Here is an 18,958-nt window from a genome sequence, read left to right as displayed (position 1 = left end):
TTGGGCGGTCTTTACGTTGCCAACGCAGCGTTTAATGCGCTTGGCCGTCCGGGGCGATCCACGCTGCTGGGTTGGATCAAGGACGGCGTGCTCAGTTGGCCGTTGGCTATGCTGCTGGCGGCAGGTTTTGGCGCGAGTGGCGTGATTTATGGGCAGGCCATGGCGGGTGCGCTGATGGGGGGGCTTGCAGCGTTCTGGGGCTGGCGATATGTCGCGAGGCTTGGGCCAGACGCAAATATCACCCCCGCAGCGCCCCGCACATGGCCAAACGCCGACAGATACCGGAGACGCTGATGCCCACTTGGACCGCCCTGACCACCCTCATGGGCAAAGGCCCGGCTGAAACCCTTGGCGAGGCGCTCGAAGAGCTGCCCGATGCCCCAACCGGCGTGGGCGTATTCGAAGTCGAAGACGGATCTGGCTTTTGGGAAGTTGGCGCTTATTTCACCGATCAACCGGATGAAATTGCGTTGACGCTTTTGACCACGGCCTTTGGCGCTAAACCGTTCACCGTGTCTGAACTGCCGGAAACTGATTGGGTGGCCCATGTACGCCGCGAATTGGCCCCGGTCGAAGCGGGACGCTTTTTTGTTTATGGCAGCCATGACGCCGACAAAGTGCCAAGCGACAAACATGCGTTGCTGATCGAGGCCGCGATGGCCTTTGGCACCGGGCACCACGGCACCACCTTGGGATGCTTGCGTGCCTTGGACCGTTTGGCGGACGAAGGATTCGTTGGCAAACGTGTGGTTGATGTAGGCTGTGGAACGGCCGTTTTGGCGATGGGTGCTGCGGTGATTTGGCCCGATCAGGTGATCGCCAGCGATATCGATGCACAAGCCGTCGAAGTCGCCGAGGCCAATTTGGCCGCCAATGACATGAGTGCGCGCGTACACGTGGTTGAGGCCGCAGGGTTTGATCACGCAGACCTTGATGGGCCGTTTGATTTGATCTTTGCCAATATCCTTAAGGGGCCACTTGTTGCCATCGCACCGGACCTTAGCGCGCGACTAGAATCGGGTGGCTACGCGATTCTGTCTGGTATTTTAAACGAACAGGCCGACGATGTTGCCGCTGTTTATACCAGCCTTGGAAACAATGTGGTGCAGCGCGATAAGATTGGTGACTGGACGACGCTGACGCTTCGAAAAACGATGAATTAACACCACGTTTTAGTCACATTTTAGCATTTTGCCCTGATTTCGCCACATTTGAGGGGCACATTCACTAACAGAAGTCGGTGGGGGCCGTCATTCTAAGAGGCTGCCATGTCTTACGTGCAACCAAATTTTAATAAACGTGTTTCAGCTTTGGGCCGCAAGCACGAGGCGATGACGTATGGTTATAAATCGTCGATGCGCCACGACGGGTTGATCGTTGTCAAACCCAAACGCCGCGTATTTTGGGGCTATCCATTCAAGATGCTGCTTGCCTTGTTTGTCGGTTTTTTTGTGTTCAAAGGTCTGATGCTCGCGTCACTTGGGGACATTACGTACAACGAACGTGTCGCCAAGTTGCACCAAGGATCAGCGGTTGAACGCGGTGGGGCATGGGTCATGCAAATTGATCCAGCCACAAAGTTTCTGTCGGGTTTCATTGCCCCTTACGTCAGATAAATGCACCACGAAGCGGGTGTTGTTTGCAACGCCCGAAGACCCTCCAAGTCTTAAGATATAATTTGTGTAACGAGTAACTGGTAACTGTATACCAACAGAAAGCCGCGAACCCGTGTTGGGCTTCGCGGCTTTATTCATTTTAGGGTCTCGCGGCGCGCTTGCGTTCGGCGCGGCGGCCTATCAGTATCGTTGGATACGAAATGCGCTTTTTAAAGCGAAATGCAAATACCTAGCAATATCACCCGTCATCCAACCCGTTGAAATATGTTATTTCTGCTCGGGTTTAGGTGGCTCAGGTTTTGCATTTCTGCTTAGCGCGTGGCGACCTTGTCGATGTCGCCGCGTACCAGGCCGATATCGTCCAGTTCACGGTCTGTCAGAGCGCTGAGTGCTCTGTGCGTGACGCGTGCGTCGTTCCAGTTCATGATCGAAGAAACCAGATTGGCAACAAAACCTTTTACGTTGCCGGCAACTGGTGCAGCTTGATATGCGGGGCGGGTGGTGTCGAAAGCAGCCATTGCAGCAGTCCTACTCGTTATGTTCAGCGCTGAACCATTCAGCGTTGTGATTGGCATTTAGGCGTTGTGAGAACACGTCACAACCATTCAAAGCACATACGCGCCATGCAGTAAGCGCATAGCGGTGGGTGGTTTTAAAGGGCGGAATAATAAGGCTAAATTCTGCTAATGGTCAGCAGTGTTCACCGCCTAGAGCGCAACCCGGGGGTGCGACGGATAACAATGCCATTGCCCACGGGAATGGGGTGTTCGCATCGAAACACGTTGTTAACACTTGGCGGATGTTCGCCTTTCGTGCTATTGCGAGGAAAAGCCACTAAGGCAGTCAGGCGAGGGCGGGACATCATGCGAATTTTAGGAATTGATCCGGGCCTGCGCCATATGGGCTGGGGGGTTATCAGCGTGGATGGGCCGCGGTTGTCTCATGTTGCCAATGGTGTGTGCCATTCTAGCGGCGATGATTTGTCACTTCGGTTGCTGACCTTATTCGATCAGCTGTCGGACATTATAACCACCTATGCGCCAACGGCCGCAGCGGTCGAACAGACCTTTGTGAACAAAGACGGTGCGGGCACCCTGAAACTGGGGCAGGCGCGCGGTATTGCGATGTTGGCTCCGGCGCGGGCGGGGCTGCCTATCGGTGAATATGCTCCCAATGCTGTCAAAAAGACTGTCGTTGGGGTGGGCCATGCTGACAAACAACAGGTCGCTCATATGGTGCGGGTCCAATTGCCGGGGGTTGAACTTGCCGGACCAGATGCGGCTGACGCTTTGGCGATTGCGATCTGTCATGCCCACCATGGGGGGCGGCGCGCGGCCACTGGAACTGGTGGGACGCGCGGTGGTCTGGCGGCCGCCATCGCCCGCGCCGAAGCGGGGGTGCGTGCATGATAGGCAAGTTGACGGGTCGCATCGATTACCGCGCAAGCGACCACATTCTGATCGATGTACAGGGTGTAGGGTACTTGGTTTATTGTTCAGATCGCACCATGGCGACATTGCCGGGCGCGGGGCAGGTGGTTGCCTTGTTTACGGATCTTGTGGTGCGCGAAGACCTGTTGCAGCTGTTTGGCTTTCCAACGCTGGTGGAAAAGGAATGGCACCGTCTGTTGATGAGCGTGCAAGGCGTTGGGGCCAAAGCATCATTGGCGGTCCTTGGCACCTTGGGCCCGGACGGGGTTGGACGTGCGATTGCGCTTGGGGATTGGAACGCTGTTAAAGCGGCCAAAGGCATCGGACCCAAAACGGCGCAGCGCATCGTGCTTGACCTAAAAGATAAAGCGCCGGGCGTGATGGCGATGGGCGGAACTGTGGCGCAAGCGACGGGCGATGCGGTTGCGCGGCCTGTGGATGACGACGCGGTGATTGAACCGGTTGTTGCGGCGGCCCCGGTGGCGTCGGCCCAAGCTGATGCGCTGTCTGCGCTTGGCAACCTTGGCTATGGCCCTTCGGATGCGGCATCCGCTGTGGCGCAGGCAGCGGGCGAAGCGCCAGAGGCGGACACACCCGCCTTGATCCGTGCGGCGTTGAAACTGTTGGCCCCGAAAGGCTAAGGAAAGGTGCGTGAAATCACGCACCCTACGAAGGATAAGCCATGACTGACGCATCCGACCCCACTTTGCGCGCGGCCCCTTTGCCCGAGGATGAGGCGACGGCCTTTGATCGTGCTTTGCGCCCGCAAATGCTTGAAGATTTTGTTGGGCAAGCCGAGGCGCGCGCGAACCTGCGGGTCTTTATCCAATCTGCCAAGCAACGCGGCGAGGCGATGGACCACACGCTGTTTCATGGTCCGCCTGGGTTGGGTAAGACCACGTTGGCGCAGATCATGGCACGCGAGTTGGGGGTGAGTTTTCGCATGACTTCTGGCCCGGTTTTGGCCCGCGCTGGCGATCTGGCTGCGATCCTTACTAACCTTGAGGCGCGCGATGTGTTGTTCATCGATGAAATCCATCGCCTGAATCCGGCGGTAGAAGAGGTACTGTACCCCGCCCTTGAGGATTTTGAACTGGATCTTGTGATCGGCGAAGGGCCTGCTGCGCGCACTGTGCGGATCGAATTGCAACCCTTTACCCTTGTGGGCGCGACCACACGAATGGGGCTGTTGACCACGCCGTTACGTGATCGTTTTGGTATTCCGACCCGTTTGCAGTTTTACACCGAAGACGAACTGTTCACCATTATTGAGCGCAATGCCCGCAAGTTGGGCGCGCCGGCCGACGAAGGTGGAGCCCGCGAAATCGCGCGCCGTGCACGCGGCACCCCGCGCATTGCGGGGCGGTTGCTGCGCCGTGTGGTGGATTTTGCTGTGGTTGACGGCGACGGGCGCGTGACCAAAGAACTGGCGGATTCCGCATTGACCCGATTGGGTGTGGATCATCTGGGCCTTGATGGCGCGGACCGGCGGTATTTGCAGTTGATGGCGGACCACTACGGCGGCGGCCCTGTGGGCATCGAGACCCTAAGCGCTGCCTTGTCAGAAAGTCGCGATGCATTGGAAGAAGTGATTGAGCCCTATTTGTTGCAACAAGGTTTGATCCAACGTACCCCGCGCGGCCGTATGCTTGCCACGCGGGCGTGGCAGCATTTGGGCTTGGATGCGCCGCGGGTCGCTGGGGATTTATTTGACGGGTGACCTTGCTTTGCAGCGGAGGGAGCGAGGGGACTCCCCCTCGCGCTCCCCGAGGTATTTTTGACCCAAAGAAAGAGGGTCGTGCGGCGATTGCTGTTCTTGTTTTTTATCCGTTTGGCGGGCATGGATGCACGAATTGCGTTTTGGTGGAGAGCTGACATGACCTCGGATGAGATTGAGGCACTGTTCACGCGAGAGAGTGGTGAATACGCCTTTGCCCGGTGGGGCAGGCCGTTGGCCCCTGTTGTGTTTGGGGTCGAGGAAGAGCCGCTTGGTGTGATCAAGGGCGCGATCGATGCGGTGTGTCAGTTGGCGGGGGCCTCTGTGGCCGAAACGGACCCGGAGTTGGGTTCTAATTTCATTTGGTTCTTTTGCAAGGACTGGTCTGAATTGCCTGAAGTTCCAAATTTGGACCGTCTTGTGCCGGGTTTGGGACCGCTGGTCGCCCGCCTTGAGGCGGTTGAGGCCAATCAATATCGCATTTTCAGGTTTGATGAGGCCGGGGCCATCAAGGCCTGTTTCGTGTTCTTGCGGATGGATCAGTATTTATCGGACCTTCCTGCTGAGACGCTGGCGTTGAACCAAGCTGTGCAATCGATGTTGCTGTGGTCTGATTTGGCTTTTCGCACGCAATCTCCGCTTGCTGTGGCGGGTGAAACAACCGTGCTGCGCCCAGACATCGCGGCGTTGATCCGTGCTGCTTATGATCCGGTGATGCCCGGTGCGGCCCAAGACGCGACCCATGCGTTGCGTTTGGCTGCGCGTGTTGACATGATGTCAGTATGAATTGGCGTATCCCTATATTGGTCACCTTTTGTGCAACAACTGCATTAGCGCACAGCGGTGTGAAGAACCCCGCTGTTCTGGCGCGCATGAATGGCATGAGCGCGATTGCGCAAAACGTCAAAGTGTTGGGCACGATGGCCAAGGGGCAGATCGCCTTTGATGCGGCCACCGCGCAGGAAGCGGCGGCGGCTATCGCACGTCATTCTGAGGCCTCCGTGACCCTGTTTGCGCCACAAGAAACCGATCCACACTCCGAAGCCCGTGCTGTGATCTGGGACAATTTTGACGACTTCACTGATAAGGCGCAGGCGCTGAAAGTGATTGGTGACGAGTTGGCCGGGTCAATTCGCACACTTGAGGATGTCCAAGGGGCCATCGACCCTTTGGGGGATGCCTGCACGGCCTGCCACACGCTGTATCGTGCTAAACACTAAGGCGCGCGCGATTCGCGTGAAGCGATGGTGACGGACGCCGACAGGTGGGAAATGTCATTGGGTACGCGCGATGCTCTCTGTTTTTCCCGCTCTGGTCTGTAAAATCGCCAGATTCGAGAATGGACTAACGGTCAGCACACCGTTTATGGTGGTTCCTGTTGCGTTACGCTCAATATGTAGTTTCCGGGGGGAAGATTATGAACCAAGCAGATACTGTCTGGATTCTTATATCAACAGCGTTGGTATTCTTTATGACATTGCCGGGCCTCGCCCTATTTTATGGAGGCATGGTGCGCGCGCGCAATGTGATTAGCGTCTTTATACAATGCTATGTCGTGGCCTGTTTGATGGCGATCTTGTGGTTTGTCGCAGGGTATTCAATCGCTTATGGCGACACGAGCCCATATTGGGGCGGCATCAGCAAATTAGCCCTGATCAATATCACGCAAGAAAGCCTTTCGGGGACGGTGCCCGAGATTGTGTTTTTCGCGTTTCAGATGACTTTTGCGATCATCACCCCTGTTCTTGTTCTTGGCGTTTTTGCCGAACGCACAAAATTCGGATTTGTCGTGCTGTTTTCCTGCCTTTGGATGTTGCTGGTCTATGCGCCCGTTGCGCATTGGGTCTGGGGCGGTGGCATGCTTGCGGATGGTGGCATCTTTGGCGAAACTGGTGTGCGGGACTTTGCGGGTGGGCTGGTTGTGCACGAAACCGCTGGCGTTGCGGCGTTGGTGATTGCGTTGGTGTTGGGGCCACGCATGTATCGTGGGTATGCGCCTCACAATCCCGGAATGGTTATGACAGGCGCTGCAATGCTGTGGGTTGGCTGGCTTGGCTTTAATGGTGGCTCTAGCCTTGCGGCTGATGCGCTTGCGGGAATGGCGATGACGGTCACATTGCTGGCAGGCGCGACGGCATCCGTATCATGGATGTTTTGGGAATACATAAAAACGGGGCAGGTGTCGCTTGTGGGGATGGTCACAGGCACGATCGCGGGTCTTGCGGCCGTGACGCCGGCATCGGGCTTTGTCGGGCCGATCTATGCTATTATGATCGGGATCGTTGCGGGGATCTTGTGCCAAGAAACCATGTATTTCTTGCGCGACAAACTAAACATCGATGACTCGCTTGATGTGTTTGCCGTGCACGGTGCGGGCGGCATTTATGGGTCTATGATGATGGCAGCCCTTGGTGTGGCGTCGTGGCAAGCGCAATTGGGTAGCATTGCGATTGTTGGGGCCTATACGGCGGCCGTGACACTGGTGTTGGTCTTCTTCTGCAAAGGGGTCTTGGGCATGCGTGTCGATCCCGAAACCGAAGAGCAGGGCCTTGATTATGCAGCGCACAACCAACGCGCCTATGATCTAGAGTCCTAAAACCAAAGGATTGCCCCCGCGCCGTGTGGCGCGGGGGCGCGACATTTGAGGACACCACGTGACTGCGCATCGTTTCCCTTTGACCGTCTACTATGAAGACACGGATATGGCGGGCGTCGTCTATTATGCGAATTATCTGCGTTATATCGAACGCGCCCGATCCGAGATCGTGGAACAGATGGGGCTCGATCAAAACGCGATGCGCGCGGACGGCCTTGTGTTTGTCGTCACGCGGGTCGAGGCTGATTACGTAAGTTCGGCCCGTATGGGCGACCGGCTTGAGGTGATCACCACACATCAAGCGGCAGGCCCGGTGCGTTGGACCTTTGATCAAGTCGTGCAACGGGGCGATCAAGTGATCTTTAAGGCGCATGTGGTGGCTGTCACCATGACCACAAGTGGCAAACCGGTCCGTTTGCCTGCGGAAATCCGCGCAATGGGCCCGAAATAAGGCAATCTTGACGCCGAAGTGATAGCTTTCCCCGTTTTGCTAACGTATGATTCGCGCAATAGGGTCGGAAAAACACGACCAAACAATAAAAGAGCAGGCAGATGGAAGCAGATATCCTCGCCCAAGCACATGAGATTGATTTCTCATTGTGGGGCTTATTCGCACGCGCCACCATTATCGTGAAGTTGGTGATGATCATGTTGATCGTCGCTTCGTTCTGGTCGTGGGGCATTATTGTTCAAAAGCTCATCCTCTTTCGCAAAGCGCGTGGCGTGGCGGCGGAATTTGATCGCGCGTTTTGGTCGGGAGAACCCTTGGACGGTTTGTTCGAACAAATCGGGCCAGAACCGGACGGCGCGGCGGAAAAGGTCTTTGCCGCTGGTATGATCGAATGGCAGCGGTCGCACCGCGATGATGGCGGGCTGATTGCCGGGGCCAGCGCGCGGATTGATCGCAGCATGGATGTGGCGATTTCCAAACAGGCCGAGGACCTGCAATCGGGTCTGACAGTGCTGGCGACAGTTGGGTCATCCGCCCCGTTTATCGGATTGTTTGGCACCGTTGTTGGCATCATGAACGCCTTTATCGAGATCGCAGAACAGCAAAACACCAACTTGGCCGTTGTAGCGCCGGGTATTGCCGAGGCCTTGTTGGCCACAGGTCTGGGCCTGCTGGCGGCGATCCCTGCGGTGATCTTTTACAACAAGCTAAGCGCGGACAGTGACCGCATTGTGTCGGGTTACGAGGCCTTTGCCGACGAATTCGCCACCATCCTCAGCCGTCAGTTGGACAGCTGACATGGGCGCGGGTGTGGTCCAAAAGGACGGCGGAGCAAAACGGCGCAGACGCGGCGGGCGGTCTCGGCCGATGTCCGAAATCAACGTGACGCCCTTTGTGGATGTGATGTTGGTTTTGCTGATCATCTTTATGGTGGCGGCACCTTTGGTCACCGTTGGTGTTCCGGTTGAGTTGCCAAAAACCGCAGCCGGTGCGCTGCCTGCGGATCAAGAAGAACCGTTGACTGTCACGGTGACGTCGACAGGGGCTGTGCAAATCCAAACCACCGAAGTGGCGCGCGACGCATTGATCCAACGCCTGCGCGGCATCGCCGCCGAACGGTCCAGTGACCGGGTATTTCTGCGCGCAGACGGGGCTGTGGCCTATAGCCAAGTTATGGAGATCATGGGCGCGCTTAATGCCGGTGGCTTTTCCAACATCGGGTTGGTCACAGATATTGGCGGCCCGACTTTGGACAGCGAGGGGCAATAGCTCGTGAACACCGGGCAGGTCATATCAGGGATCGGTCATATGGGCTTGATCGGGTGGGTGCTGTTTGGCGGCACCTTCCAATCGGAACCATTGCCGTTTGAAGTCACTGAAGTGTCCGTGATTTCAACCGAGGCGTTTCAGGAGTTGTTGCCGACGGGTCCGCAACCCGATGGCGCGACCGAGGTTGCCTTGCCTGAACAGCCCGAAGTGGTGCCGGACCCAGTTGAAACGCCGGTGCCTGATGAACCTGTCGTTGTCGAGGCTCCAGAGCCTGCTCCCCAGCCCGCACCAGAACCTGAACCAGTGCCCGTGCCAGAAGCACCAGAGCCAGCGCCACAGCCCGAAATCACAGATGTGTCGCCCGAGCCACCTCAGCCACAGGAACAAGCTGTTTTGGTGCCTGAAATTTCAACACGCCCAGTGCCACGCCCTTCGGAACGTGTCGCGCCCGAAACTGTGGCCCCCCCGCCCGAAGATGCGGCCCCGGCTGAAGTTGAACAAGATGCCGTGGTCGAAGACGAAAGTGCCGACACCCCGGCCGAAGAACAAGAGGCCACGGCCCCCGAAGAGGCTGCGACCGAAATCGTGACTGAGGCAGAAACGCCTGCAAATGCACCTAACACCTCGATCCGCCCGCCTGCGCGCCGCCCAAGCGCGCCTGTGCGCACGGCTGAAACGCCAGCAGAAACACCTGCTGAAACGCCCGCCGCTGAAACCTCAGCGCCCGAAACACCTGATGCCCCAACCGATGATGCCGTCAACGACGCCCTGCGCGAAGCGCTTGAGGGCGGCGGTGGGGACACGGACGTGCCCCAAGGTCCGCCTTTGACGTCTGGTGAAAAGGACGCCTTGCGTGTGGCCGTTTCAAGTTGCTGGAATGTGGGGTCTCTGTCTTCAGAAGCCCTGCAAACCACCGTTATCGTCACCGTCGATATGACGCCTGATGCGAAACCGGTCCTCAGTTCCATTCGCCTTGCGTCTAGTTCGGGTGGGTCGGCAGCGGCGGCCAAACAAGCTTTTGAAGCAGCGCGCCGTGCGATTATTCGGTGCGCGCGCGACGGCTATGGGCTGCCGTCGGAAAAATACAGCCAATGGAAAGAAGTTGAGATGACGTTCAATCCCGAAAGGATGCGTATCAAATGATGGTTCGAGTGCTTATTGCTTTGCTGATGTCTTTGGGGATCACCCCCGCTTTGGCCCAAGACGGCGGTCCCCTAAGGATCGAAATCACCGAAGGGGTGATCGAACCCTTGCCCATAGCGGTGCCCAACCTTGTGCCCGAAACCGCAGGCAGTGCCGAAATCGGCGCGCAATTGGCCCGCGTGATCGCCACAGACCTGACGGGCACCGGGTTGTTCCGCGAATTGCCAAACAGTGCGTTTATCTCGCAAGTCAGCGACTTTAACGCGCCTGTGCAATACGCCGATTGGAAAGCGATCAATGCCCAAGCATTGGTGACCGGCGCCGTCAGCGTGCAGGGCAACAACGTAAACGTAAAATTCCGTCTTTATGACGTGTTTTCCGGTGCGGAGTTGGGCGAAGGATTGCAATTTGCAGGCACGGTCGACGGGATGCGGCGCATTGCACACAAGGTGGCGGATGCGGTCTATACCCGCATCACGGGCGAAAGCGGGTATTTCGATAGCCGCGTCGTCTATGTCTCTGAAACCGGGCCGAAAAATCAACGCCGCAAGCGTTTGGCCGTCATGGATTACGACGGGGCCAATGTGCAGTTCCTAACGGGATCAACAGATATCGTTTTGGCGCCGCGCTTTTCTAAAAACGGTGACCGGGTACTGTATACCAGCTATGAGACCGGGTTTCCGCGCATCTATGTGCTGGATGTTGGTTCAGTTCAGCGCCGTGTGCTTGATAGCAATGTCGGCACCATGAGCTTTGCACCGCGCTTTGCGCCGGATGGGCAGACAGTGGTCTATTCTGTGAGCCAAGGCAGCAACACCGACATTTATTCGATGAATATCAACAGCGGCGCTGCGACGCGCCTGACGAACACACCGGCAATTGAAACGGCCCCCAGCTTTAACCCTGATGGCAGCCAACTGGTGTTTGAAAGCGACAGGTCCGGATCGCAGCAGCTGTACATCATGCCCATCGGCGGGGGCGAGGCCAAGCGCATTTCCTTTGGCGAGGGGCGTTACGGCACACCTGTGTGGTCTCCCCGCGGGGATTTGATTGCGTTCACCAAACAATCTAAGGGCCGCTTTCATATCGGCGTTATGCGCACCGATGGGTCCGAAGAGCGTCTTCTGACGGCCTCTTTCCTTGATGAGGGGCCATCGTGGTCACCCAATGGGCGTGTGGTGATGTTTGCGCGTGAAACCCAAGGGGCAGGCGGGCAATCAAACCTTTATTCTGTGGATATCACGGGCCGCAATTTGCGCCCTGTGCGCACGCCCGAAGGCGGGTCTGATCCGTCGTGGGGGCCGCTGCAGCCCTAAAGTGTCGCAGATTCCCATAACACGCGGCGCATTTTCATGGGCCGCAGTTTGTGGTAGCGTTAACCAAAACGAACTAAAAATAATACGACCAAAAAAAACAATGGCGATGTAACCCAAGAGAGGCTCGAGCCCATGAAACTGAAATCTTCTTTGTTGATGATCTGCGCGGCACTAAGTGTGGCAGCCTGTACAAACCCCGACCGTTTTGGCGACGGCGACGGGACCGGTGCTGGCCCTGTTGATCCATTTGCCAATGGCGCAAATGGTGGCATCGTTCCGGGCAGCGCATCTGACCCGACGTCGCCTGCGTTTTTCCAACAGGCTGTTGGTGACCGAGTGCTGTTTGCGGTCAACGAATCCAGCTTGACCCAAGCCGGGCGTGCAACCTTGGACGGCCAAGCGGTCTGGTTGTTGCAGAACGCTGATTACACGGCCATCGTCGAAGGCCACGCCGACGAACAAGGCACCCGCGAATATAACCTTGCCCTTGGTGCGCGTCGAGCCGATGCGGCACGGTCCTATCTATTGAGCCAAGGCGTTCAGGCTAACCGCTTGCAGGTTGTGACATTTGGTAAAGAACGCCCAATTGAAGTGTGCAGCGAAGAAGCGTGCTATGCTAAAAACCGCCGTGCAGTGACGGTGTTGGCTGGTGGCCTAAGCAGCTAAGGGCTGCTTTGTTTGCGATTAAGGGGGATGCGATGGTGAAATGGTTGGCAGGTTTGGTTGTGGTGGCGGGTTTGTCCGCACCACACGGGGCTTTTGCGCAGGATACGACCTTGGCGGATATTCGTCAGGAATTGGGCGCATTGTTTGTCGAGGTCCAAAAGCTCAAGCGCGAATTGTCCACCACTGGGGGCGGCGGCGTTAATGTCGGCTCCGGAGACAGTTTTGATCGCATCACCGCTATCGAAAGCGAACTGCAACGTTTGACTGGCAAGACCGAAGAACTTGAGTTCCGCATCGGGCGCGTCATTTCTGATGGCACAAACCGGGTCGGGGATCTTGAATTTCGTCTGTGTGAGCTGGAAGAAAGCTGTGACATCGGCGCTTTAGGTGACACCCCAACCTTGGGCGGCGGTGCCGCACCTGCTGTGTCCGCAGCGACGCAAACCCCAACCGCTCAGCCAGAAACCCAACTGGCGGCCAATGAACAATCAGACTTCGAGCGGGCGCAGGGGGCGCTCGCATCCGGTGACTTTCGCAGCGCCGCTGACCAGTTTGAGACCTTTAATCAGACCTACCCCGGAGGCCCGCTCTCAATAGAAGCGACATTGCGACGTGGCCAAGCGCTTGAAGGTTTGGGCGACGTACGCGAAGGCGCGCGCGCCTATCTGGCCGCCTTTACACTGGATCAACAGGGGCCATTGGCCGCTGAATCGCTTTATCGGCTTGGCAACGCGCTTGGTCGGTTGGGGCAATCTAACGAGGCTTGTGTGACATTGGCCGAAGTGGGGGTCCGTTTCCCAGGGGCGGCCGCTGTGGCGGACGCCGAAAACGCCATGCGCAACATTGGTTGCTCGTAGGCGATGATTGCTCCTCTTCTTGCGGCCGTTGAGGAGCTGTTTTTAGGGCGCCCGCCTGAACGGCTGGGCGTTGCCGTTTCAGGTGGCGGCGATTCCATCGCTTTGTTGTGTGTTCTGGCGCAATTTGCCAAAAATCACAAAATTGAACTGCATGTCATTACAATTGATCATGGTCTGCGTCCCGAAACGAAGGATGAGATCACACTGGTCACGGACTTGTGTGCAACATGGGATTTGCCGCACCACGTCGAATATTGGACGGGGTGGGAAGGGGCCGGAAACCTACAAGCTGCCGCACGCGAGGCGCGTTATGCGCTGATGGCGGACTGGGCCTATGGCAATCAAATTACGCATGTCGCGCTTGGCCATACCGCCGATGATCAGGCCGAAACATTTTTAATGCGTCTTGCCCGAGGGGCCGGAGTGGATGGGTTAAGTTCGATGCAGTCACGCCGTGTGCAGCATGGGATCACTTGGGTGCGCCCGTTCTTGCGCGTCGAACGTTCAGCCTTGCGCACGTTTTTACGGGCTTCTCGAGTCGACTGGAGCGAAGATCCGAGCAACGAAAATCGCGACTTTGAACGGGTGCGTGTGCGCGATGCATTGACGGTTTTGGGCACATTGGGTGTGCAAACAGACACGTTAGTTGATGTCGCCGAAAACATGAGCCGCGCGCGTGAAGCGCTTGATTGGCAAACCTTTTTATCGGCACGTGACAGTGCCACGTTAAGCCACGGGGCGGTCGCGATAGATCTACGCAAGTTCCGTATGTTACCTGCAGAAATCTCGCGCCGATTGTTGGTGCATGCGATCACGTGGATCGCCCAAAACGATTATCCGCCACGCCGTGACGCTGTGGCGCAGGCGCTTGGCGCAGTGCGGGCCAGCCGCGGGGCAACCCTTGCTGGTTGTCAGATTATCGTCGAAAAAAACGTGATTTGGGTAATACGTGAATTGATCACGCTTACGGATGTGGCCTGCGAAGTGGGCGACGTGTGGGATGATCGTTGGCTGATTACAGGCCCCGAAGATGACCCCGATTTTGAGGTGCGCGCCTTAGGGTTAAAGGGGGTGGGCCAGATCGAAAACTGGCGCGAACTTGGCGTGCCGCGCGCGGCCCTCGCTGTGACGCCTGCGGTGTGGTATGATGGGCGCATCGTCGCGGCACCGGTCGCGCAACCGGACCCGGAATGGGTCGCAGAATTGGATGGCGGGCAAGATGCTTTTTTTGCGGCACTTTTATCGCATTGAACCTGCCGCGATCCTCTCTATCTTAAGACAAACGCCGTAGGCTCCCCCAAACGGCTGAACGTATCAGGAGACTTTCCTTGGGAAACGCACGCAACATTGCCTTTTGGGTTGTTTTGTTTTTGTTGATTCTAGCGCTGTTCAATCTGTTCGGCGGATCCAACAACACATTGCAAAGCCGCGAGGTGCCTTATTCTGAATTTGTCGCCCATGTCGAAGACAAGTCTGTCAGCAACGTCACGCTGGACGGAGAAGAGATTCGTTTTCGTCGCGGTTCAGAGGATTTTGTGACGATCAAACCGGATGACGCCCAAGTCACCGACCTGCTGTTGAACAACAGCATTCCGGTGCGTGCTGAAACGCAGACGCAATCGGGTTTCCAAACCTTCTTGTTGTCGTTGCTGCCCTTCTTGTTGCTGATCGGTGTGTGGGTTTATTTCATGAACCGCATGCAAGGTGGCGGCAAAGGTGGCGCCATGGGCTTTGGCAAATCCAAGGCCAAGATGCTGACGGAAAAACATGGCCGCGTGACCTTTGATGATGTCGCCGGCATCGACGAAGCCAAAGACGAGCTGGATGAGATTGTCGAATTCTTGCGTAACCCACAGAAATTCAGCCGTTTGGGTGGTAAAATTCCCAAGGGTGCACTGCTGGTGGGCCCTCCGGGAACGGGTAAAACCTTGCTGGCGCGCGCTGTTGCGGGCGAGGCGGGCGTACCATTCTTTACGATTTCGGGTTCCGATTTTGTCGAAATGTTTGTGGGCGTGGGTGCAAGCCGTGTGCGCGATATGTTCGAACAGGCCAAAAAGAACGCACCATGCATCGTGTTCATCGATGAAATCGATGCTGTAGGTCGTCACCGGGGTGCCGGTTATGGCGGCGGCAACGACGAACGTGAGCAAACGTTGAACCAGTTGCTGGTTGAAATGGACGGTTTTGAGGCCAACGAAGGTGTCATCATTATCGCCGCCACCAACCGTAAAGACGTGCTTGACCCGGCCTTGCTGCGTCCCGGTCGCTTTGACCGTCAGGTTACCGTTGGCAATCCCGACATCAAGGGCCGTGAAAAGATCCTTGGCGTGCATGCACGTAAAACCCCGTTGGGCCCAGACGTTGACCTGCGCATCATTGCGCGCGGGACACCTGGCTTTTCCGGTGCTGATTTGGCGAACCTTGTGAACGAGGCCGCCTTGACCGCTGCCCGTATCGGGCGCCGTTTCGTTACCATGCTGGATTTCGAATCCGCCAAAGACAAGGTGATGATGGGTCCCGAGCGTCGTTCGATGGTTATGACCGCCGAGCAAAAGGAAATGACCGCCTATCACGAAGCAGGGCACGCGCTGGTCGGGCATCTTTTGCCCAAATGTGACCCGGTCTATAAGGCAACAATTATCCCACGCGGTGGTGCACTAGGCATGGTGATGAGCCTGCCTGAAATGGACCGCCTGAATATGTTCAAGGACGAATGCCACCAACGTTTGGCCATGACTATGGCGGGCAAGGCGGCTGAAATCTTTAAATACGGACCGGACTCGGTGTCCAACGGACCTGCGGGTGACATTCAGCAAGCAAGTGCCTTGGCGCGCGCCATGGTGTTGCAATGGGGTATGTCCGACAAGGTCGGCAACATCGATTATTCCGAAGCGGCCCAAGGGTATCAGGGCGCGACGGCGGGTTTCTCCGTATCAGCCAACACCAAAGAAACGGTCGAGCAAGAAGTTCAAACGTTCATTCAGGATGGCTATGATTGGGCGCTCAAGATCATCACCGAAAACGAAGAAAAGTTTGATCGTCTTGCGCAAGGTTTGCTGGAATACGAGACCCTCACCGGCGAAGAAATCGAACGGGTGATGAACGGCGAACCACCCCAAGCCCCCGATGACGAAGACGGCGGCGCGGCGGTTGAAAAAGACAAGCCAAGCCTGACCGACATCCCCAAGGCCAAGAAGAAATCTGGCCCATCGGGTGATGGCGGGATGGAGCCTGAACCTTCGGCGTAAACGCTATGAAAAAGCCTTCAAAAGGTCCGCTTCGGCGGACCTTTTTTGTTGTGCGTTCCAGTGTAGGTATGTGCAGGTCAGAATGGCAAGTTTGACCATCAAAGCGGTGACGCTGACTAGATTGGTAAGGGTCGCTGCGCCCCAAGCAAATGGGAAGGTGTCGCGAAAGGCGATGTCGAATAACCGATAGCTTAGGTGTGTACCCGCCACTTCGATCACCGCAAAGGTAGCGATTTCCAACAAGACCAGCGCAACTATCATTTGAGGCGCGTACGTGAGGCCGGATTTTATCGCGTGCCATAGCGGTACTTTGTGTGCCAATGCCACGGCTGGAAAAACAAAACCGATGAGAATGAGCATCCCGCTGAACAGAAATAGTGCGAACCCGTCTCTGAAATAGCCCTCGAGACAGAATACAATCCGATAGGACAAAGAGCCTATCGGCAGATCAGTCCCCCAAATGGGAGGAAAAATGAGGTGTATCGGCATCCCGATGGCGATTGTTACGGCAAATGCTGGCACGCACAAAAGTCCGGCGCGCCAAATATAAGACCAATAGGGTTGTCTGCGCAAAACGGACAAGGGTGTGGTTTGGGGGCTATGGTGGGAAAGAAACCGATGCCATCCGATCGCATTTGCGATCGAAATCAAGAAAATCAAAAGCGCCACGGCAGAGACCAATACAAGTAAAAGCCATGTCGGAGGTGATGATATGTCTCCCTTTATTAAATGCAGTACGACGACAACCAGGCCCACCACAATGACGCTCATGGGCCAGCTCACCCAGGTAAGATAGCGCCAGTTCCGGACCGTCAGGCGTATTGCGGTGATCAAAAGGGCGACGCCGGTGGGTTTTTCTGGAAGCTCTTGCATAATGGGTTTGTCCGAGTGTTTCGATGGCAAGTCAATCAAGGGTTGTGATGGAGCTTACGTAAAGTTGAAGCGGTCGGCATGAATGCCATCACCTCTGCGAGAGGGGCTTGCCTATAACTGCATCTATGCACATGTTCCGAAAATGAAATTTATCACGACCATCCTGCGCGCAACCCTGACATCGACGGTATTGCTTTATGTTGCTTTGTTGTGGCCGGGGCGTGAAGCGTTTGATGGGCTGTGGAATCCGGACAGTTATTATCCCGCGTTGATGTATGATAGCGGCAAGTGGTCTGTGCGGCTGTTGATTGTCACGCTTAGCGTCACGCCTGTCTTGCTGTTGATCAACCGATTGGGGCGCGGGCAAGCTATTGGGCGTTGGCTGCTGCGCGCGCGGCGGCACGCTGGTCTAAGCTGCGCGATTTTTGCAGGGCTGCACCTTTGGTATTACGTGATCGAATTGGGCACCCTTGGTGACGTTTTGTTCGAGCTGCGACACCTGGAAATTGCGGTTGGGTGGATCAGTCTTGTGATCCTCGCGGTTTTGGCGGCCACGTCCAATGCGTGGTCAGTCAGGCGGTTGGGACGGAATTGGAAGCGTCTGCATGTGCTGATCTATCCGGCCGGAGTGTTGGCGTTGTGGCACTGGTATTTGTTTGATTGGTACGTTGGGCGTGTGCTGTTTTGGTGCGCTGTCTTTGCGGTTCCATTATTGATCAGGCCTTTGCTGCGGCGTCTACCGCGACTGACACGACGCAATCCATCACCAAGCTGAGCCCTTGGCGCACAAATCTTCATTGGTCTTTTGACTGCAGTGCAGGCATTCAAGATCGCAAAAGATCGGAGTAACCGCATGCCCGCACTAAAACCCACCAATTATACCGCCCGCATCACATGGCTTGGACGCGTCACCCACGGCGACGGTACATTGCGATCGGAACCGTTGCAGGCCGTGGATGCCACCCTTGATGGCTTTCCGGGCGAGGCCCATGGGGGGGCAACGCGGGCGGCTTGTGTGCGCGTCAAAACGCAATATCCGCAAGGCACCGAAATCCGGAATGTGCGCCAGTTGTCGATCCTAAGCGCCGAAGAAATGGCCGACATCGCCGCCAAGATGGGCATGGCAAGGATCGACCCGGCTTGGGTGGGGGCCTCGATGATCATCGAAGGCATCCCAGATTTCAGCCACGTTCCACCATCGTCGCGTCTGATGGCGCCGTCAGGTGCTGGAATCACAATCGACATGGAAAATCGCCCCTGCGTATTGCCGGGGCGCGAAATCGAAAAAGAGGCGGAAGGGTTCGGCAAAAGGTTCAAGGCCGCAGCGGCGTTAAAGCGCGGCGTGACGGCATGGATGGAATTTGGCGGACGTTTGGCCATCGGGGACGAATTGGTGCTGCATGTGCCCGATCAACCGCTTTGGGCGCATCACGAGGCCATTGTTCCACAAAGTTAGCACTCAGGTCCGGGGCGCACTTCGATGCCTTAGCTGCATAATCGTTTCCGAAAAGAAACGATGACGTGCATCGTGGCCGCATCACTGCGACGAAATGTCGGAAATGCACGCAAGTGTCCTTGGCAAGTCCGTATATGCAGGTCACGACAAACCAGCCGGTACTTACGTTGCGGGGAGCATCATGGCCTATAAAACTGACATTGAAATTGCACGCGAAGCGGACAAGAAGCCGATCCAAGAGATTGGCGCCAAGATTGGTATCGCAAGCGCCGACCTGCTGCCCTACGGCCACGACAAGGCTAAAGTCAGCCAAGACTTCA

At 56.6% G+C, this 18,958-nt stretch carries 22 protein-coding genes and 1 pseudogene; 21 read left to right on the top strand and 2 right to left on the bottom strand.

The genetic code is table 11. The annotated features are described in order from the left end of the window. The 3 genes and pseudogenes from ABJF76_RS16620 to ABJF76_RS16610 all read left to right on the top strand — a co-directional run. A pseudogene (locus ABJF76_RS16620) lies at positions 1 to 294 on the top strand (multidrug transporter MATE); the annotation flags it as partial. Beyond that, on the top strand, positions 294 to 1,163 hold the full coding sequence (locus tag ABJF76_RS16615; protein WP_413819909.1) for a 50S ribosomal protein L11 methyltransferase: 870 nt from the start codon (positions 294 to 296) through the stop codon (positions 1,161 to 1,163). The pseudogene ABJF76_RS16620 and the gene ABJF76_RS16615, both read left to right, overlap by 1 nt. A gap of 105 nt (positions 1,164 to 1,268) precedes the next feature. After that, positions 1,269 to 1,616 (top strand): hypothetical protein, encoded by a 348-nt coding sequence (locus ABJF76_RS16610; RefSeq protein ID WP_413819910.1) that lies wholly within the window; start codon positions 1,269 to 1,271, stop codon positions 1,614 to 1,616. Between the two features lie 311 nt (positions 1,617 to 1,927). Here ABJF76_RS16610 and ABJF76_RS16605 read toward each other — a convergent pair whose 3' ends face one another. Continuing rightward, complete coding sequence (locus ABJF76_RS16605; protein WP_413819911.1) at positions 1,928 to 2,134, bottom strand: DUF1127 domain-containing protein; 207 nt, start codon at positions 2,132 to 2,134, stop codon at positions 1,928 to 1,930. Positions 2,135 to 2,479: 345 nt separating this feature from the next. Between ABJF76_RS16605 and ruvC the strand changes: the two genes are divergently transcribed. The 15 genes from ruvC (at position 2,480) to ftsH (ending at position 16,309) form a co-directional block, all read left to right on the top strand. Further along, entirely contained in the window at positions 2,480 to 3,025 is a 546-nt protein-coding gene (ruvC, locus tag ABJF76_RS16600; RefSeq protein ID WP_413819912.1) for a crossover junction endodeoxyribonuclease RuvC, read from the top strand. Beyond that, a complete protein-coding gene (gene ruvA / locus ABJF76_RS16595) occupies positions 3,022 to 3,687 on the top strand; it encodes a Holliday junction branch migration protein RuvA (protein ID WP_413819913.1) in 666 nt (221 codons plus the stop codon). The genes ruvC and ruvA overlap by 4 nt, the downstream gene beginning before the upstream one ends. A 41-nt stretch (positions 3,688 to 3,728) precedes the next feature. After that, complete coding sequence (ruvB, locus tag ABJF76_RS16590) at positions 3,729 to 4,766, top strand: Holliday junction branch migration DNA helicase RuvB (protein ID WP_413819914.1); 1,038 nt, start codon at positions 3,729 to 3,731, stop codon at positions 4,764 to 4,766. Positions 4,767 to 4,922: 156 nt separating this feature from the next. Next, positions 4,923 to 5,549: a hypothetical protein gene (locus ABJF76_RS16585; RefSeq protein ID WP_413819940.1), complete on the top strand. Its 627-nt coding sequence runs from the start codon at positions 4,923 to 4,925 to the stop codon at positions 5,547 to 5,549. Continuing rightward, positions 5,546 to 5,983 (top strand): c-type cytochrome, encoded by a 438-nt coding sequence (locus tag ABJF76_RS16580; protein ID WP_413819915.1) that lies wholly within the window; start codon positions 5,546 to 5,548, stop codon positions 5,981 to 5,983. Before ABJF76_RS16585 ends, ABJF76_RS16580 begins: the two co-directional genes overlap by 4 nt. Before the next feature lie 197 nt (positions 5,984 to 6,180). Next, the gene (locus ABJF76_RS16575; RefSeq protein ID WP_413819916.1) at positions 6,181 to 7,359 is read left to right on the top strand and encodes an ammonium transporter; all 1,179 of its coding nucleotides are present in this window, start codon (positions 6,181 to 6,183) and stop codon (positions 7,357 to 7,359) included. 58 nt (positions 7,360 to 7,417) lie between these two features. Beyond that, positions 7,418 to 7,810, top strand: coding sequence for a YbgC/FadM family acyl-CoA thioesterase (locus ABJF76_RS16570; RefSeq protein WP_413819917.1), 393 nt, complete (start codon positions 7,418 to 7,420; stop codon positions 7,808 to 7,810). 101 nt (positions 7,811 to 7,911) lie between these two features. Then, positions 7,912 to 8,607 (top strand): protein TolQ, encoded by a 696-nt coding sequence (gene tolQ / locus ABJF76_RS16565; protein WP_413819918.1) that lies wholly within the window; start codon positions 7,912 to 7,914, stop codon positions 8,605 to 8,607. 1 nt (position 8,608) lies between these two features. Next, complete coding sequence (gene tolR / locus ABJF76_RS16560; protein WP_413819919.1) at positions 8,609 to 9,079, top strand: protein TolR; 471 nt, start codon at positions 8,609 to 8,611, stop codon at positions 9,077 to 9,079. Positions 9,080 to 9,118: 39 nt separating this feature from the next. Further along, positions 9,119 to 10,222 carry an energy transducer TonB gene (locus ABJF76_RS16555; RefSeq protein ID WP_413819920.1) on the top strand — a complete coding sequence of 368 codons (1,104 nt, stop codon included), beginning with the start codon at positions 9,119 to 9,121 and terminating at the stop codon, positions 10,220 to 10,222. After that, positions 10,219 to 11,538 carry a Tol-Pal system beta propeller repeat protein TolB gene (gene tolB / locus ABJF76_RS16550; protein ID WP_413819921.1) on the top strand — a complete coding sequence of 440 codons (1,320 nt, stop codon included), beginning with the start codon at positions 10,219 to 10,221 and terminating at the stop codon, positions 11,536 to 11,538. Before ABJF76_RS16555 ends, tolB begins: the two co-directional genes overlap by 4 nt. 132 nt (positions 11,539 to 11,670) lie before the next feature. Continuing rightward, a complete protein-coding gene (pal, locus tag ABJF76_RS16545; protein WP_413819922.1) occupies positions 11,671 to 12,204 on the top strand; it encodes a peptidoglycan-associated lipoprotein Pal in 534 nt (177 codons plus the stop codon). A 32-nt stretch (positions 12,205 to 12,236) separates the two neighbouring features. Continuing rightward, entirely contained in the window at positions 12,237 to 13,061 is an 825-nt protein-coding gene (locus ABJF76_RS16540; RefSeq protein WP_413819923.1) for a tetratricopeptide repeat protein, read from the top strand. Between the two features lie 3 nt (positions 13,062 to 13,064). Next, positions 13,065 to 14,312, top strand: a complete 1,248-nt coding sequence (gene tilS, locus ABJF76_RS16535) for a tRNA lysidine(34) synthetase TilS (protein ID WP_413819924.1) — start codon at positions 13,065 to 13,067, stop codon at positions 14,310 to 14,312. A 77-nt stretch (positions 14,313 to 14,389) separates the two neighbouring features. Then, positions 14,390 to 16,309, top strand: coding sequence for an ATP-dependent zinc metalloprotease FtsH (gene ftsH / locus ABJF76_RS16530; protein ID WP_413819925.1), 1,920 nt, complete (start codon positions 14,390 to 14,392; stop codon positions 16,307 to 16,309). Positions 16,310 to 16,312: 3 nt separating this feature from the next. Here the strand turns inward: ftsH and ABJF76_RS16525 are convergent, their stop codons facing one another. After that, positions 16,313 to 17,182: a hypothetical protein gene (locus ABJF76_RS16525; protein WP_413819926.1), complete on the bottom strand. Its 870-nt coding sequence runs from the start codon at positions 17,180 to 17,182 to the stop codon at positions 16,313 to 16,315. Positions 17,183 to 17,324: 142 nt separating this feature from the next. Between ABJF76_RS16525 and ABJF76_RS16520 the strand changes: the two genes are divergently transcribed. The 3 genes from ABJF76_RS16520 to ABJF76_RS16510 all read left to right on the top strand — a co-directional run. Next, complete coding sequence (locus ABJF76_RS16520) at positions 17,325 to 17,957, top strand: ferric reductase-like transmembrane domain-containing protein (RefSeq protein WP_413819927.1); 633 nt, start codon at positions 17,325 to 17,327, stop codon at positions 17,955 to 17,957. Positions 17,958 to 18,035: 78 nt separating this feature from the next. After that, positions 18,036 to 18,638 carry an MOSC domain-containing protein gene (locus ABJF76_RS16515; protein WP_413819928.1) on the top strand — a complete coding sequence of 201 codons (603 nt, stop codon included), beginning with the start codon at positions 18,036 to 18,038 and terminating at the stop codon, positions 18,636 to 18,638. Positions 18,639 to 18,819: 181 nt separating this feature from the next. Beyond that, a partial coding sequence (locus ABJF76_RS16510) for a formate--tetrahydrofolate ligase (protein ID WP_413818795.1) occupies positions 18,820 to 18,958 on the top strand: 139 nt, incomplete at its 3' end.

The organism is Tateyamaria sp., from assembly GCF_039940735.1.
Classification (GTDB): domain Bacteria; phylum Pseudomonadota; class Alphaproteobacteria; order Rhodobacterales; family Rhodobacteraceae; genus Tateyamaria.
Note: the sequence above shows the minus strand (reverse complement) of the source record. Positions and strands in the feature narration are given on the sequence as shown.

Bases quoted from the DNA above. Each gene is read 5' to 3' on its own strand.
- tolB (WP_413819921.1), top strand. From the start codon at position 10,219: ATGATGGTTCGAGTGCTTATTGCTTTGCTGATGTCTTTGGGGATCACC.
- tolQ (WP_413819918.1), top strand. From the start codon at position 7,912: ATGGAAGCAGATATCCTCGCCCAAGCACATGAGATTGATTTCTCATTG.
- tolR (WP_413819919.1), top strand. From the start codon at position 8,609: ATGGGCGCGGGTGTGGTCCAAAAGGACGGCGGAGCAAAACGGCGCAGA.
- ABJF76_RS16580 (WP_413819915.1), top strand. From the start codon at position 5,546: ATGAATTGGCGTATCCCTATATTGGTCACCTTTTGTGCAACAACTGCA.
- ruvB (WP_413819914.1), top strand. From the start codon at position 3,729: ATGACTGACGCATCCGACCCCACTTTGCGCGCGGCCCCTTTGCCCGAG.
- ABJF76_RS16585 (WP_413819940.1), top strand. From the start codon at position 4,923: ATGACCTCGGATGAGATTGAGGCACTGTTCACGCGAGAGAGTGGTGAA.
- ruvA (WP_413819913.1), top strand. From the start codon at position 3,022: ATGATAGGCAAGTTGACGGGTCGCATCGATTACCGCGCAAGCGACCAC.
- ABJF76_RS16540 (WP_413819923.1), top strand. From the start codon at position 12,237: ATGGTGAAATGGTTGGCAGGTTTGGTTGTGGTGGCGGGTTTGTCCGCA.
- ruvC (WP_413819912.1), top strand. From the start codon at position 2,480: ATGCGAATTTTAGGAATTGATCCGGGCCTGCGCCATATGGGCTGGGGG.
- ABJF76_RS16520 (WP_413819927.1), top strand. From the start codon at position 17,325: ATGAAATTTATCACGACCATCCTGCGCGCAACCCTGACATCGACGGTA.
- ABJF76_RS16615 (WP_413819909.1), top strand. From the start codon at position 294: ATGCCCACTTGGACCGCCCTGACCACCCTCATGGGCAAAGGCCCGGCT.
- ABJF76_RS16555 (WP_413819920.1), top strand. From the start codon at position 9,119: ATGGGCTTGATCGGGTGGGTGCTGTTTGGCGGCACCTTCCAATCGGAA.
- ABJF76_RS16605 (WP_413819911.1), bottom strand. From the start codon at position 2,134: ATGGCTGCTTTCGACACCACCCGCCCCGCATATCAAGCTGCACCAGTT.
- ABJF76_RS16525 (WP_413819926.1), bottom strand. From the start codon at position 17,182: ATGCAAGAGCTTCCAGAAAAACCCACCGGCGTCGCCCTTTTGATCACC.
- ABJF76_RS16515 (WP_413819928.1), top strand. From the start codon at position 18,036: ATGCCCGCACTAAAACCCACCAATTATACCGCCCGCATCACATGGCTT.
- ABJF76_RS16575 (WP_413819916.1), top strand. From the start codon at position 6,181: ATGAACCAAGCAGATACTGTCTGGATTCTTATATCAACAGCGTTGGTA.
- tilS (WP_413819924.1), top strand. From the start codon at position 13,065: ATGATTGCTCCTCTTCTTGCGGCCGTTGAGGAGCTGTTTTTAGGGCGC.
- ABJF76_RS16610 (WP_413819910.1), top strand. From the start codon at position 1,269: ATGTCTTACGTGCAACCAAATTTTAATAAACGTGTTTCAGCTTTGGGC.
- pal (WP_413819922.1), top strand. From the start codon at position 11,671: ATGAAACTGAAATCTTCTTTGTTGATGATCTGCGCGGCACTAAGTGTG.